At 60.9% G+C, this 14,782-nt stretch carries 13 protein-coding genes and 1 pseudogene; 8 read left to right on the forward strand and 6 right to left on the reverse strand.

Translation table 11 applies throughout. The features are described from left to right. Positions 1 to 241 precede the first annotated feature (241 nt). The 4 genes and pseudogenes from ACWGTI_RS23090 to ACWGTI_RS23105 all read right to left on the reverse strand — a co-directional run. A complete protein-coding gene (locus tag ACWGTI_RS23090) occupies positions 242 to 1,492 on the reverse strand; it encodes an NAD(P)/FAD-dependent oxidoreductase (protein ID WP_454589247.1) in 1,251 nt (416 codons plus the stop codon). A 6-nt stretch (positions 1,493 to 1,498) separates the two neighbouring features. Then, positions 1,499 to 2,209: a class I SAM-dependent methyltransferase gene (locus tag ACWGTI_RS23095; RefSeq protein WP_454589248.1), complete on the reverse strand. Its 711-nt coding sequence runs from the start codon at positions 2,207 to 2,209 to the stop codon at positions 1,499 to 1,501. Next, positions 2,206 to 3,270, reverse strand: coding sequence for a type III polyketide synthase (locus ACWGTI_RS23100; protein WP_454589249.1), 1,065 nt, complete (start codon positions 3,268 to 3,270; stop codon positions 2,206 to 2,208). Before ACWGTI_RS23100 ends, ACWGTI_RS23095 begins: the two co-directional genes overlap by 4 nt. A 153-nt stretch (positions 3,271 to 3,423) precedes the next feature. Next, positions 3,424 to 3,522 (reverse strand): annotated as a pseudogene (locus tag ACWGTI_RS23105) (CsbD family protein); the annotation flags it as partial. Positions 3,523 to 3,864: 342 nt separating this feature from the next. Here ACWGTI_RS23105 and ACWGTI_RS23110 point away from each other — a divergent pair. The 8 genes from ACWGTI_RS23110 (at position 3,865) to ACWGTI_RS23145 (ending at position 11,230) form a co-directional block, all read left to right on the forward strand. Beyond that, a complete protein-coding gene (locus ACWGTI_RS23110; RefSeq protein ID WP_454589250.1) occupies positions 3,865 to 4,221 on the forward strand; it encodes a VOC family protein in 357 nt (118 codons plus the stop codon). Between the two features lie 489 nt (positions 4,222 to 4,710). Further along, a complete protein-coding gene (locus ACWGTI_RS23115; RefSeq protein ID WP_454589251.1) occupies positions 4,711 to 5,877 on the forward strand; it encodes a thiolase domain-containing protein in 1,167 nt (388 codons plus the stop codon). Between the two features lie 6 nt (positions 5,878 to 5,883). Further along, positions 5,884 to 7,476, forward strand: coding sequence for an AMP-binding protein (locus ACWGTI_RS23120; RefSeq protein ID WP_454589252.1), 1,593 nt, complete (start codon positions 5,884 to 5,886; stop codon positions 7,474 to 7,476). Next, positions 7,473 to 7,868 (forward strand): VOC family protein, encoded by a 396-nt coding sequence (locus tag ACWGTI_RS23125; RefSeq protein WP_454589253.1) that lies wholly within the window; start codon positions 7,473 to 7,475, stop codon positions 7,866 to 7,868. Before ACWGTI_RS23120 ends, ACWGTI_RS23125 begins: the two co-directional genes overlap by 4 nt. A gap of 31 nt (positions 7,869 to 7,899) precedes the next feature. Then, complete coding sequence (locus tag ACWGTI_RS23130; protein WP_454589254.1) at positions 7,900 to 8,640, forward strand: GntR family transcriptional regulator; 741 nt, start codon at positions 7,900 to 7,902, stop codon at positions 8,638 to 8,640. 90 nt (positions 8,641 to 8,730) lie between these two features. After that, positions 8,731 to 9,564 (forward strand): substrate-binding periplasmic protein, encoded by an 834-nt coding sequence (locus ACWGTI_RS23135; RefSeq protein ID WP_454589255.1) that lies wholly within the window; start codon positions 8,731 to 8,733, stop codon positions 9,562 to 9,564. Positions 9,565 to 9,581: 17 nt separating this feature from the next. Further along, entirely contained in the window at positions 9,582 to 10,232 is a 651-nt protein-coding gene (locus tag ACWGTI_RS23140; protein WP_454589256.1) for an amino acid ABC transporter permease, read from the forward strand. Positions 10,233 to 10,321: 89 nt separating this feature from the next. Beyond that, a complete protein-coding gene (locus tag ACWGTI_RS23145; RefSeq protein ID WP_454589257.1) occupies positions 10,322 to 11,230 on the forward strand; it encodes an aminotransferase class IV in 909 nt (302 codons plus the stop codon). Positions 11,231 to 11,758: 528 nt separating this feature from the next. On the opposite strand, the gene ACWGTI_RS23150 is transcribed toward ACWGTI_RS23145, so the two are convergent. Together ACWGTI_RS23150 and ACWGTI_RS23155 are read right to left on the reverse strand one after the other, a co-directional pair. Further along, the gene (locus tag ACWGTI_RS23150) at positions 11,759 to 12,595 is read right to left on the reverse strand and encodes an NYN domain-containing protein (protein WP_454589258.1); all 837 of its coding nucleotides are present in this window, start codon (positions 12,593 to 12,595) and stop codon (positions 11,759 to 11,761) included. Between the two features lie 295 nt (positions 12,596 to 12,890). Then, positions 12,891 to 14,276, reverse strand: coding sequence for an FAD-binding oxidoreductase (locus tag ACWGTI_RS23155; protein ID WP_454589259.1), 1,386 nt, complete (start codon positions 14,274 to 14,276; stop codon positions 12,891 to 12,893). Between the last annotated feature and the right edge of the window lie 506 nt (positions 14,277 to 14,782).

The raw sequence follows: 14,782 nt of genomic DNA on the forward strand, positions 1-14,782 counted from the left end.
CGAGTCATAGCACTGTCGAAGCGGCTTTTCGGCGAAGGTCGCTTCGAGTTTTGCAAATCCGCAGGCGAAGGCGAAGAGAAGCCCGAACAACGACTATTCGGACGGCCATTCGGGTTCATAGCAGGACCGCACCTAGGATTAGAGCATGTGCAGGTAGAAGGTGAGCGCGGCTGGGCAGCCAGTTGCAGCAACTTACGCGATCATTGTTTTCGCGTCCGCTCGGCGAGCGCTGCAGCGCCGGTCATGTAAGACCGGGGATCGGCCTCGTCTTGCCGCTCATATGTGCGCCCAGTGTCAGGGCTTGCGGAAAATTGCGGACAGCCGCTCCCATCATGGCAGGGCCGGCTGGACCGAGGGCCAATCCGGCGAGGACTGCAGCTGCGTAGACCCGCGTCGAAAACAATTCTCTCCAAGCCGCTTGGTAGCGTCTGCCGGCAGCTTCGCGCCCTGCCCGGCCGCTTGGCGCGTCCGCGAGCTCCGTGGCCAGCAGCCAGCCGGACTGGAGCGCCATTGAGATGCCTTCGGCGATGATCGGATGCGACTCGCCTGCGGCATTGCCAACGCGGAAGATATCCCGTTCGTAGCAGGAGCGGATGCCAGGCCGGATCGGACCCGCGGCAAGCCACGGACCGTCGAGGTAGGCTCCATCCAGAGCAACGCTCACGCCCCGGCAAGACGTCGTGAGGTGACGGAAGACCGCGTCCGCGGCCGACACATGACTATCCTGTTTGGGGCCATCATGCCCGGAACCATGGTTCCTGCGCAGCCGCGCGAGCAAGTCGCGCCTTATGCAGCACGAGATCGACAGCCGGCCATGATCGGCCAAAACCATGCCGCCATAGCCGCCGGGAAAGGCGAGCAGCGGCATCAGATCGGGCGCGAGCAACGAGCCTGTAAAATGCGCCTTGAAGCCGAGCAGGTCCGACGGGCGGCTCGCCTTCTCAAGCTGGCTTGAGAGTGGTCCCGGCTCCCAGGAGCCGTGCGCGGCGACGATCACCGGCGCACGCAACGTCGCCGTCTCGTCTTCGGAATGCTCATCCCTCGCCTGAATGCGCACCGCTTGCATGTCCCCATCCCGCTCAATGGCGACCGCTCGGCAAGGCTGGAAGATTGAGGCGCCCGCCGATCGCGCGGCCTGTAAGAGCAGAATGTCCAGAACGTCACGGCCCAGCGCCCGGCCAAAGCCGTCTTTTGCAGGGTGCCTATAGTTTGCGCCCGGCATCGGTGCCTCGACGCAGGTCTCGCCGGAAAAGTAACCGACCCGGCGGATTTCGGGGCCGGCATTGGCACGCCAGGCACATCCGACCTCCAGGCGGTCGAGCAGCGCGATGTTGCTTGCCGAGATGTATTCGCCGCAGACCTTGCGGCGCGGGAACGCGCTCTTTTCCACAATCGCCACGGCCCATCCGCGCCGGGCCAACGTCAGTGCGACGGAGGTGCCTGCCGGTCCGGCGCCTATGACGACCGCATCGTAAGTCGACAATCGCGTCATGGGTCGCTACCGGAATTGGTGCCGGCGCCGACGAAGACGTGCGAAAAAGGGACCGACGCGCCCCTCCTTCAGCGGCTTGCCATTAGCCGCAAGCCAGAGAGTAGATAGCTCGCGGTCGCGAAAGCCCGCGCGCACGCTCTGGGCCGCATCATGTCGGGTGACGTCGTTTGCGCCGATCGCCGGAAGAAGCCGGGCCGCGGCGAGCGCCGACATTGCCCTTAGCGGTTCGGTCGCCAGGGTCAGAGAGGCTTTCGGCGCCAGCAGCGAAAACAGACGCAGCAGCTCGGCGTCGTCGAAATGATGCAGGAAAAGATTCGCGGTGATTGCGTCGATGCGCCCGCCTTCGGCCCTTTCCGCCCAGTCGAAGACGTCGGCCGTGATACCTTCGACGCTCCATCCCAACCTCTCGAATTCGGTCGAGAGCTCGTTGGTGACCAGGCCGACGCGATCGAGCAGCGTCAGTTCCACGTGAGGCCAATGCCTAGCGATGCGCCGCGCCACCGCGAGCATAAAGGTGCCGTCGCCGGCCCCGATCTCCAGAATGCGGCGTGGCGGCTTCGGCACGAATTTCTTCAGCAATGACGCCATGATCCGCGCCTGGAACATCAGCGCGTTGATGCGACGAAGATCGCGGCGCGAGGCGAGCGCCCGCGGATCGTCGGCCGCAAGCCCGTCAAGGATTTCCGGGACCAGGCTGCGGTGGCTGAGCGCGTTCATGACACTGTTCGAAAGAGCATGGTTTCGGCCGTCAATCCAGGTCCGAACGACATGCCGCAGCCGAGGAGGCCGGCCGGGGCCTTCAGCAGCTCTTGCAGCACGAACATCACGGTTGCCGACGACATGTTGCCGTATCGGCGCAGCACCTCGCGCGACGACGTGAGCGCGGCGGGCGAAAGTTTCAACGCTCTTTCGACAGCGTCGAGAACCGAACGCCCGCCGGGGTGCACGGCCCAGAGGTCGATCGCGTCCGGCGGACGGCCGCCGAGGATGGCGTTCTGGTTGCTCAGCAGCGCGTCATGGATCGCCGCCGGCACCTGGCCGGAAAGAACCATGTCGAAGCCGTGGTCACGGATATCCCAGCTCATCAGGTCCCGCCGATCGTTCACGACTGCGCAAAAGAAGCTGTCGAGCTCGATGCCGCGGGGCTCACCGGTGACAAGTGCGGCCGCGCAGCCATCGCCCCAAAGGCAGAACGACAGCAGCTTTTCCAGTTCAGTGGTTTCGCTGAGATGCAAGGTGCAGAGTTCGATATTGACCAGAAGGACCTTCGCGCGCGGGTCGGAGCGGACGATATGGCGGGCAAGCTTGAGGCCATTGATTGCTGCGTAGCAGCCCATGAACCCAATCATCGTGCGTTCGATGCCGACCGGCAGGGCGCAGCGCGCGACCAGGTCGAGGTCGATCCCCGGCGCGGAAAAGCCAGTGCAAGTGGTGACGATTAGGTGGGTAAGGCGCGATACGTCTTCGCCGAGCTGCAATCCATCGACGCCTTTTTGTGCCAAGACGGGTGCGGCTTCGCGAAACATCGTCATCCGAGCTGCCGTTCCCGGAAAATCGCCGCGGATGAAAGTCCCCGCGAGATCGACAGACCGTCCTTCGGGATCGATGGCGGGTGCAAAGCAGGAATAGCGGCTCTCGATGCCGGCAAGCCCGGCCATGCGTTCGAAGATTCTCCGGCGATTGGCAGCGAGCATCGAAGCCGCGAACCGCAGATAGAATTGATGAACCTCGTGTTCCGGAACGGCTGTCGCGATCCGGTTGATGTAGGCGGCGGACATTTCCGGTCTCCCTGGCGTCTCGCGCGCGGTGTCGCGCTGGCCGAAGGGGTCTTTGCTCACTGCCGCCGGTATTGGGCGTCAAATCTCGAGCGTTACCTATTCCATCAACGTTTCCGAAAGCTGGTTTCATCCCGGGCAATGACCGCCTGCCGGAATCTTGCCTTCGAGTTGGTCGCACTTGCCGGCGATGCGGTCGAGATCGTCATCGGTGAGCTTGCTCCGCTGCTCCTTAGCCTTGCCTTTGCTTCCAATCCACGATCAATCGCGTGAACCTTAAGGGTTGCGGATTCTTCTGTGCGAAACAGATTGATGGCGCATTGCGGAAAGATCGGACGGTGCCGAACCACCGCGCTTTTCGTTCGATAGCATGGCCGTCGAGCGACACGCGGCTGTGATAGCGCGGCCAGCGAGGACAACACCCGCCGCTTCTAGCTGAGCAGCGGGGGAAGCAGCTCTTGGCTCGCCGAAGGCTGTCCAAGATCAGGAATGCTGACGACGAACTGACACGTATTCTGCGCGACTCGCACGCTACCGGCCTGATCTTGGAACAGAACCGCGCCCTTGCCCATTTTGAGTTGAGAAGGGAGATAGCGAATGCAGATCCAAGCAATCTACGCCGCGCTTGCCGCCGCAAACATGGACCAAGCAGAGCAATTCTATACCCTGCTTTTCGAACGAGGCCCGGACGATCGTCCGATGGAGGGCCTGATCCAGTGGCGCGACATCGCAGGCGCCAACATCCAGATCTTCCACGACCAGGAGCATGCAGGCTCCGGGAGGCTGACCATTGTCGTACCGAAAATGCATCAAGCCCGTAAATCGCTCGAAGAAATCGGTGCTAGGCTCGCGGGGGAAACGGAGGGTGACTACGGCAAGATCGCACAGGTCACAGACCCCGACGGCAACCGCATCACACTTGCAGAGCCGCCGTCGCGACCTTTTCAGACCTAGGACCAAAACAGGGTGGAGCCCAAGTTAGGCCTCGGGGCGATCAGGCGCGAACCAGCGCGCCAAATACACGGGGTTGCCGGTGAGCATGGCGCAAGCCTGCTCCATCTTTCCGTCGTCGATGCGGCGCTGCTCTAGCTAGGCAACCGGCCTGCGATACCCGGACGGGAGATGTAAGCTTCAGCCTGTCGTTGGCAAAGGCGTTAGCCGGCAAGAAAAGCGCCATTCGACCCCCCAGAGTGCGAACTCCTATCAAGCTCGCAGCCATGCAGATCGAGAGTCCCACCGTCCGCACATGCACGCGCGATACGAGCGGCGGAGCAGTGCAAAAAGTGAGAAGGACTCGAAGAACCCCCAGTGGGGCCTCGGCTCTGGAAGCGAATCGTTGTGAGGGATGCATCACCAGTATCCGCCTTTTTAGATAATAAACAATTGTTGACAATTAACTTGTAACGCGCAACGCTGATGGAATTCGCAGAGGAAGCGTTTGAAATGCTCACATCCATTGTTGGTTGGTCCCATTCGAAATTCGGCAGGTTGGACACCAGCCTCGAGGAATTGATCGCCGGCGGGGCGGCCGGCGCCATTGCCGACGCCGGCCTCTCCCCCGACGAGATCGACGAAATTTTCGTCGGCACTTTCAATCCCGGGCTCGTCGAGCAGGACTTCGCCTCGTCGCTGGTGCTCAACGGCATCCCCGGCCTGCGCTTCAAGCCGGCCACCCGGGTTGAAAATGCCTGCGCTACCGGTTCGGCCGCGGCTTATCAGGCGGCGCGTGCCGTGGCCTCGAGACAGGCACGCTTTGCCTTGGTGATCGGCGTCGAAAAAATGACGGAGCTGGACAGCGCCGCGGTCGGCCGGGCGCTGCTGAAAGCGAGCTATGTCGAGGAAACGAGATCGGTCGAGGGTGGCTTCGCCGGCGTCTTCGGGCAGATTGCCTCTTCCTACTTCCAGAAACACGGCGACCAGTCCGACGCGCTGGCCAGGATCGCGGCCAAGAACCACCGCAACGCGGTCGTCAATCCGCTGGCGCACATGCGCCAGGATCTCGGCTTCGACTTCTGCCGCACCGAATCGCAGCGAAATCCTGCCGTCGCCGGCCCCCTGAAGCGCACTGACTGCGCGCTGATCTCGGACGGTGCCGCGGCACTGGTGATGACGGATGCCGCCACCGGGCTGCGCATGAAAAAGGCCGTCGCGCTGCGCGCCATGTGCCAGACGAGCGACTATCTGCGACTGTCGCGCAGGGCGGACATCACCGCATTCGAGGGCGCGGCACGCGCCTGGTCCGGAGCGATGAGCGACGCCGGCCTGACCAACAGCGACCTCGACTTCATCGAGCTGCACGACTGCTTCACCATCTCGGAACTCATCCAGTACGAAGCGCTGGGAATTGCATCGCATGGCGATGGCGCCCGCGCGATCAACGACGGGCTGACGGAAATGAACGGTCAGCTTCCCGTCAACCCGTCCGGCGGGCTGAAGGCCAGAGGCCATCCGGTTGGCGCGACCGGCGTCTCCATGCTGGTCAACGCCGCAATGCAGTTGACCGGCACTGCCGGCGACATGCAGGTCAAGGATGCCTCGCTGGGCGGCGTCTTCAACATGGGTGGCGTCTCGGTCGCCAACTACGCCACTATCCTCGAGCCGCTCAGGTAAAGCGCCATGTCGACCTTCAACATAGGCCATTTCCTGACGCAGAACGCACGACGCTTCGGCGAGCGTGTCGGCGTCGTCGCGGGTGAGCGGACATCTACTTGGTCCGAGGTCGACCGTCGGGTCAACCGCCTTGCCAGCGCGCTGGTTAAGTCGGGAATTCTGCCAGGCGATCGCATTCTCGTGCAGGCGCGCAACAGTCACCGTGCCTTCGAAGTCAAATGGGCATGCTTCAAGCTTGGCGCGGTATGGGTTCCTGTCAATTTCCGCCTGACGCCAGTTGAAGTCGCCTACATGGCCAGGCACGCCGGCTCGCGGGCAATCATCTTTGACGGCGAATTCGCCGTGCATAGCGAGGCGGCGCGGTTAGAACTGCAATCGGCCCCCCTGTTCATCTGCCTGGACGGCACGACTGGGGACAGTCTCAACTACGAACAGTTTCTCGACGGCGGCGACGAGCATTTTGTCGAGGCGGATGTGGAGAGCGATCGGCCGGCCTGGTTCTTCTACACATCCGGTACCACGGGACGCCCGAAGGCGGCCGTGCTCACGCATGGCCAGCTCGCCTTCGTTGTCGCCAGCCATCTGGCGGACATGTTCCCCGGCACCAGCGAGCGTGACACGTCATTGGTCGTGACGCCGCTGTCGCATGGCGCCGGCGTCCATGCGCTGGCGCATGTCGCCCGCGGCGCAACGCAAGTGATCCTCACCGGTACCTCGTTCGATCCGGAAATGGTCTGGCAGTCGGTCGCGCGCTATGGAGTGACGAATTTCTTTGCCGTTCCGACGCTGCTCAAGAGCCTTGTCGAGCATCCGTCGGTCGATCGCCACGACCATGGGTCGCTGCGCCACGTGAACTATGGCGGCGCGCCGATGTTTCGTTCCGACCAGGCCATCGCCCTGGCCAAGCTCGGCAAGGTTCTGGTGCAGCATTACGGCCTTGGTGAATTCACCGCCAACATCACCGTGCTTTCACCCGACCAGCACATGCTGGCGGGATCCGGGTCGCCGGACCAGGCCGTAGGCAGCTGCGGGGTTCCTCGTACCGGTGTCGAGGTGGCAATCCTCGACACCGACGGCCGGCGCCTTGCCTGCGGTGAAACCGGCGAGATCTGCGCGCGCGGCCAGGCGGCCTTCCTCGGTTACCACAATGATACGGAAGCGACGGCGAAAGCATTCCGGCACGGCTGGTTCCACACCGGCGATGTCGGCTTCATCGATGAGCGCGGCTTTCTGCACATCACCGGCCGGACGTCGGATATGTTCATTTCGGGTGGCTTGAACGTCTATCCCCGCGAAATCGAGGAAGCGATCCTGGACGATGGGCGCATCAGCGAAGCGGCCGTGGTCGGCGTTCCGCACCCAAAATGGGGTGAATGCGGCGTCGCGGTCGTGGTGCCGAATGCCGGCATCGAGATCACTGCGGATGATGTCATCGGCGCTCTTCAGGGCCGGATCGCCAGGTACAAGTTGCCAAGCGAGATCGTGTTCTGGTCGGAATTGCCGAAATCCGCCTATGGCAAAGTGCTGAAGCGGGAGATCATAATTCGGCTGACGCAAGGCCCGCCGATGGATATGCGGCTTGAGGAAGGTACGGTATGAGGATCGAAGGCTTGGATCACGTGGTGCTCACAGTAAGGGACATGGCGCGGACCATAGATTTCTACCAGCGCGTGCTCGGCATGTGCCATGTCGTGTTCGACGGCAGCTACAATGCCCTGCATTTCGGAGACCAGAAGATCAACCTGCATCCATATTGCGCCGAATACACACCTCATGCCGACATCCCCGGGCCTGGAACGGGCGATCTGTGCTTCATCGCCGCGGGCGGCATCGACGATATCGAGCATGAACTCAGGGCGCTCGGCATCCCGATCGAAGTGGGTCCGGTCGGTCAGACTGGCGCGCGCGGCGCCATGCAATCGGTCTATTTTCGCGACCCCGACAGAAATCTTATCGAAGTCGCATGCTACTCATCCTGCCATCGCGCATAATGATCGACAGATTCCCTAAAAGGCTCGCCTCATGGCCCGTCCGAAACTGAACCGCAAACCAGCGCCTCAAATGGAGGTGGCCCGACGCAGCCTCGATACGCAGGCCGCCGACAAACTGCGCGATGCGATCCTGACCGGCGTGTTCGCGCCAGGCGAGAAACTGACGGAGGAGGTGATCGCCGAGTCCTTCGGGCTCAGCCGCGGCACGATCCGGGCGTCACTTCGGATGCTGGTGCATGAAGGGCTCATCATCCAGGAACCCTATCGCGGCTACAGCGTCAGGTCGCTCACATCGCGCGATGCCTGGGAGTTGTTCACGCTGCGCAACACGCTCGAGGCCTTTGCCGCGCGGTTGCTCGCCGACACCATCACCGATGCCAAGCGGGATCGGCTCGATCAGGCCTACGACAAGGTCGTCAAGGCGGTTGCATCTGGCGTCAGGACGCGCGCCTTGGAGGCGGATTTCCAGCTTCATCAGGTGATCGCCGAACTGACGGAACACTCAACACTGCAGGCCCATTATGCGCTGATCGCCGGCCAGGTGCGGCTCTATCAATCGCTGGTCAGCAAGTTCCTTTCGATGCAGGACTATATCCTGACGCACGAGCCGCTCATCTCGGCAATGCGAGAGGGCCGCTCAGTCGATGCCGAGCGGCTTGCCGCGCAACACAATACGGCTGACGGCGAACGCCTTGTCGAATGGCTCCGCGAACAGGAAGACAGGTCAAGAGACCTCGCCAGCGGCAGGGCTATCGAACCCACAGCCGCCTAACCTAGCAAGGGAGGAAGGGAAGCCACACACACTTCATAACCGCACCAATTGCTAACAATAAACAATCAATCAAATCAAGGGGAAGTGATCATGAATGTCAAATGGTGTTTTCTGGTCGCCGCATCGCTGTGCGCGGCCATGGTCTCCTCGGCCGCGAGTGCCGCCGACGATTCATTGAGCCGTGTTCAGGCGGCCAAGAAGGTTGTCGTCTGCTCGTCCAACGACGTTCCTTACGCCTACAAAAATCCCTCCAGCGGAAAGCTGGAAGGTATCGACATTGACATGGTGCGGGCCATCTTCGGGCCGCTCGGCGTGACGGAGATCGAGCTTTACGAAGTTCCGATCTCCGGCATCATCTCTGCGCTGAACACCAGCCGTTGCGACCTAATCTCGGACAACATCGCCATCACCGTCAAACGCTCCGAGCAAATTGCCTTCTCGGCGCCGATGTATCGCGCCGGGCAGGCGCTGGTGGTGCCCAAGGGCAATCCCGCCAAGATCAACAGCGAGGCCGACTTCCCGGGCCACACAGTCGGCTCCTATCTCGGAACCATCCAGCTCGACTGGCTGAACAAGATGGCTGCCGCCGACTCCTCGATAACGGTCAAGGCCTACAAGAACATTCCGCAGATCCTTGCCGAACTACGCGCCGGACGCCTGGACGCTGGCGCCTTTGACGACATGGTCGCTTCCGACGCCTTTAAGAACGATCCGACGCTGCCCATTGAGATTCTCAGCTACAAGATGCCCATCGGCGACTACGCCGTCGGCGCGGGCTTCCGCAAGGGAGACATTGCGCTCAGGCAGGCTTTCGACGAGCAGAACCGGCAGTTCCAGCTTTCCGGAGGGCTGCGCAAGGTTCTCGAAAAATGGGGCCTTTTGCCAGTCGAGCGGTATTTTCCGTTCCCGAACTGCTGCGGTTGATTTGACGGGAGATCGCCATGGACGATGTGCTTGGGTTCCTGCCGGCGCTGGCCAGGGGTGCCGCATTGACGGTCGGGATCACCGTGGCGTCGATGGCTATTGCGCTTGTGCTGGGGCTCGTTATTGCCCTGGCACGTCTGTCGCCCATCGGAGCCATCCGATGGGCGACGGCGATCTATGTCGACTTCATCAGGGGGACGCCGCTGCTGCTGCAGCTTTTCTACATCTACTATGTGCTTCCCTATATCGGTATCTACATACCAGCCCTGATCGCCGGCATCCTCGGACTGTCGCTCAACTACGCGGCCTATCTTTCAGAGGTCTACCGCAGCGCGATATCGGCGATCGGCAAGGGACAGGTCGAAGCGGCGCGTTCGCTCGGCATGCGCCCGGTCCCGGTATTTCTGCTTGTCGTGCTGCCGCAGGCAATGCGGATCGCCATTCCCCCAATCGGCAACTACTTCATCGCCATGTTCAAGGATACCGCGCTTGTGGCGGTTATATCGGTGAACGAACTGATGTTCACCGCCGATCAGATAGCATCGACCACATACAAATACCTGGAGGTCTACACGGCGGCCTTCGCCATCTACTTCCTCGTCAGCTATCCGGCTTCGCTGGTCGTCCTCAGAATTGAAAACCGTATGAAACGCGCTCCCACAGCCTGAGCCGGTCAAAGCTCACCCAGGCGCCGGCGTTGCGCGCCGGGCATCGGCGCCTTGCGCGCGCACGTGACCGTCACGAAAGAGACAAAAAAATGAACAGGCCGCTCAACTTGCATCCCGAAGGCATCGCCTTCATCGACGATCGTTATGTGCCGATCGCCGAAGCCTCTATCCCCCTGATGGATTGGGGTTTCACCCGCGGCGACGCGTGCCAGGACACGGTTTCCGTCCGCAAGGGCGCCTTCTTCAGGTTGCAGGACCATTTGGACCGTTTCGAGGAATCGTGCACCCGGTTGCGCTACACAATGCCTGTCGGGCGCAACGGGATCGAAAAGGTCTTGAAGTCCTGCGTCGAGATGACCGGGCTCGCCGATGCGACCGTCCAGATGATCATGACGCGCGGATCAGGTCCAGCCGGATCGCGGGATCCGCGCCTGTGCAAGAACAGGTTCATGGCCTTTTGCGTGCCCTTCGTCGTGGTCGCCAATGAGGAACAACGCACGCGTGGGCTCTCCGTCAGGATCTCCAGCCGCTGGCGCCTGCCTCCCGACTCCGTCCCTTCGCAGGTCAAGAACTACAACTGGATCGACTTCGTGCTCAGCCTCTTTGACGCATATGATGCGGGCTGCGAGACCTCGCTGCTGAGGAATCACCTGGGCACCATCAGCGAAGGCCCAGGTTTCAACGTGTTCGCCCTGACGGGCGGTGTGCTTGCGACGCCGGGGTACAATGTGCTCGAAGGCATTACCCGTCGATGCGTCATCGAAATCTGCCGGGAGATCGGCCAGCCGATCGAAATGAAATCCATCCATGAGAGCGATCTGATCGGCGCCGACGAGATATTTATCTCCAGCACCGCAGGTGGGATAATGCCTGTGACCAGTATCAACGGCAAACCAGTGGGCGCTGGCAAGCCGGGGGCTCTTACGACGCAGTTGTCGCAAATCTACTGGACCAAACGGGACCAAGGCTGGCATGCGACGCCCGTTGATGAACTTTGATCCGATTGGAAAATAGCCTGCTCGCACGTCGAGAGCGCGCGTTGGGGTTCACCGGTGGGGAAGTTGCCACAAAGGGTCGTGCATAAGCTCAGAGACAGATGGCGGCGCGCTCGGACTTTCGGAATAGATGTTTGGATTGGGCGCAAGCAAGATATCTGAGAGTTGCTGAAGGTCGCCTTTTAGGCAGCGAGTGAACTGCCTCGACTTGGAGCACTAATAGCCCTTTTCCGACACAGGGCCGTGGTGCCCTATCTCCCCCAACACGACAACTGGTGCCGTGCACAATAAAACCAAGTACGCGTTGCACCGCACCCGTCTCGCGCGATTTGCCGAAGCGGTGTGCGCCCCTCTTGTGCGCCGCATGCGATTGCGTGCCCGAACGCAAAAAACCGCCCCGGTTAGACCGGGACGGTAATTGATTTATGATAAAATTGGTTGCATGGACGCGCTTGAGGTAGGTCGCGACTGACCTCTTCATAGAGCGGCCGGCGCCTTTGCCATCAGCGGCAATGATGGAATTTCTTATCCCTATCGGCTCGGCTGTGGTGAACGGTCCTTGTTCCGCTTGTCTGCGACGTAGCTCTGCCCATTCTCCATCTTCGTTATGTCGAAGAGGCCAGTCGCCGCGAAGAGTGCCGGAAAGTTCTTCACTCCATAGTTTCGTGGGTCGATGGGTGCCTGTCGTTTCGCTGCGCTTCCTGCTGATGACATAGTCGCCCATCCGTCGTCTTGCGCCGCGGCTTCCACAGCGCCACGCAGGATCGTCACGAGGGTCGTATCTTGCGATAGAGACTTGCCCGTTCGCTTGTCGGCGGGCTTTTCGGAGGGCGTTTTAGATTTGGCCGCCGAGTCCGCTTTGGTCTTTGGTTTCTCGTCGGGGGCTACAGGAGTTGTCGGTTGCTCAGCATCGTCCAGGCTATCGAGGTAGAGGAAAGTCGTGCAGGCATTGATGAACGGAGGGGGCGTTTTGCGTTCCCCAAATCCGAAGACTTCGTGTCCATTGGCCTTCAACTGCATCACCAGTGGTGTGAAATCGGCGTCGCTGGAAGCCAGACAGAAAGCGTCAAGCTTTTGCGTGTAGAGAAGCTCCATTGCATCGATCACAAGCGCAATATCGGTAGCGTTTTTGCCGGCCGAATAGGTAAACTGTTGAATGGGCCGAATTGCAAAATTGTGCAGCTTGTCTTTCCAGTTTCTGAGATTGACGCTTGCCCAATCGCCATAGGCGCGGCGGATATTGGCCGTGCCGTATTTTGAAAGTTCCGCCAGTATCGCTGCGATCTTGCCGTGGGACACATTGTCCGCATCGATGAGCAAGGCGATCCGCCGATTAGATGTGGTTCGCGACCTGTCCTCATTTTCCATTCGATTGTTCGCCGTCCCTGCGCATCTTCATTGATAGCATCTATGTGGGATGTGCGCACGATCGTCGTTCAAGTAGCGCCGCTCGGGTGCGCCGTGAGGGGCACGGTGAGGTCATGCCACCTAATTTCGATTCGGTCTTCGGCGATGCGGGTATGCAGAGTGTCGATGTAGCGATCTACCGACTCGAACCCAACGGACGCGCGGATTGAGGGGAGCCTTTGTAGAGACAGACACCACCACTTTTGGCCGGGAGCGGTCAGGCAGCTTTCAGGGACCGTACCACCAAAGCAGACGTTTAGGCAGGCTGGTGTGATGTCTGGATCTGACCCGATGCTGCCGACGGCTTCGGTTCAACGTTCTGGTTCAGCCGAAAGAGATTTGAAGGATCGAAGCGGGCTTTAAGCGCTGCAAGGCGGTTGTATTTTTCTGCGCCGTAGGCCTGATACGAGACATCCTTGCCGGTATCCGCCTGCTCATTCACATAATTGCCGGCCTGAGACATCGCCGCCAGGCGGCCGCCTACCTCTCGTCCCCATGCGATGCAACGGGAGTCGTCGATGGGGTTGTCCCAGACTGGCTCGGCAATCCAGTAAAACTTCGCAGCCCGCCCCGAATAGGCCGTGGCAGCCTCGTCAACGTCACTTATCGCGCCGCCAAGCTGCAGCACGTAGATTTCCGAATCCAGCGTTGGTGCAGTCGCGATTGAATCCAGGAGGCAGTTGATGACCTGATCGTCGATGTCACCCAGGAATCCGCCCTTGGAATAGTAGCGCCGGCCCCACGCAAAGTGCGAGTCGTTGCGGGTTTGCAATTCGAGATATGTCTGACCGCCGACCATGCTGGCATCGGGCCGTGCCAATGATCCATAGGGTTGAATGGCTACGCTGGAGTTTTCCGGCGATCCGGACCAGAAAGCGCTCACGGAGATGGTTGTCGATGTCATTGTGAAGGCTGTCGTCAGTTCACGCGGTGCTTCGGCCGCAACATCACGATAGCCTCTCAGAACGGTGTCGAACGCCTGACGCGGATAGCTCCAGCGGCCGACCAAGACCGGTCCAAGAGGGTGCATCTGGAAGCGGAACTTCGTTACCACTCCGAAATTGCCGCCGCCCCCGCGAATGCCCCAGAACAGTTCAGGCTCAATGTGCGGACTCGTATGCAAAGCGCGACCCTCGGCAGTGATGAGGTCCACGCTCAGCAGATTGTCGATCGTCAGGCCAAACCGCCTGCTCAACCATCCCATGCCGCCGCCCAACGTGAGCCCCGCAACCCCTGTGTGCGAAACGACCCCAGCAGGCGTCACAAGTCCGGCAGCAGCGCCTGCGATATCCATATGCCCAAGCAATGCACCGCCCTCGACTTCGGCGGTGCGGGACACGGGGTCAACGACGACATGGTTCATTTCCGACAGATCGAGAACGATTCCGCCGTCGCAGGTCGACAAGCCCGGGAAGCTATGGCCACCGCACCTGATTGCCAGCAGAGCGCTGTGTTCAGCCGCAAGCTGCACGGCCTTTGCCACTTGGGCGGCCGTTCTCGGGCGGACAATCACGGCAGGCCGCCGATCTACCGTGCCATTCCATACCTTACGCAGGGTCTGGTATTCGGGTTGATGAGGGCTAATGACGGCGCAACTCGGCTCGGCAGTCTCAAATTCCTTGGAAATCCGTGCCAGCAGCATGCCATAGCCCCCTCAATGCCGTGATTGCGAACCCAAATCCCATGATTTCAAATTAACACAGTGCGGCCCTAGCTGTCTTGCCGCCGGCGACGGCCACTCCACAAGGTCCGCAACGGGTCGGGAGCAGTAGGTCCGCTTGCGGCCAGGGAAGAGCGATAGCGGATCTTCAAGATCCGATGTCGTGGCTTGACCCTTCTCGGACCTTCGTTCGGCGGAACGTGTAAGAGGAGGATCTGGCCCCAAAGCGACACAGCGAGCGAATCCAGGCGTTCAAGGAGCGGCAATGCCGGCCTTCCCCCTGGCGCGGGAGATCTGCTACTCAGGTAGGCCTAATCTTCGACAGCCCCCGCCGAGCTTGTCCGCGAGTTCCGAGACCATGAGCTCAGAGAACATCCGGTACCGGAACGTCGGTTCCATCTGCAGACCAACTCGGGCTAAGGGCCGGGCATCGGACAGCGGATCGGACATAGCCAGTGCAGCCCCAGCAGCGCAGTAGGTCGAACTCA

The organism is Mesorhizobium sp. ArgA1, assembly GCF_053714375.1.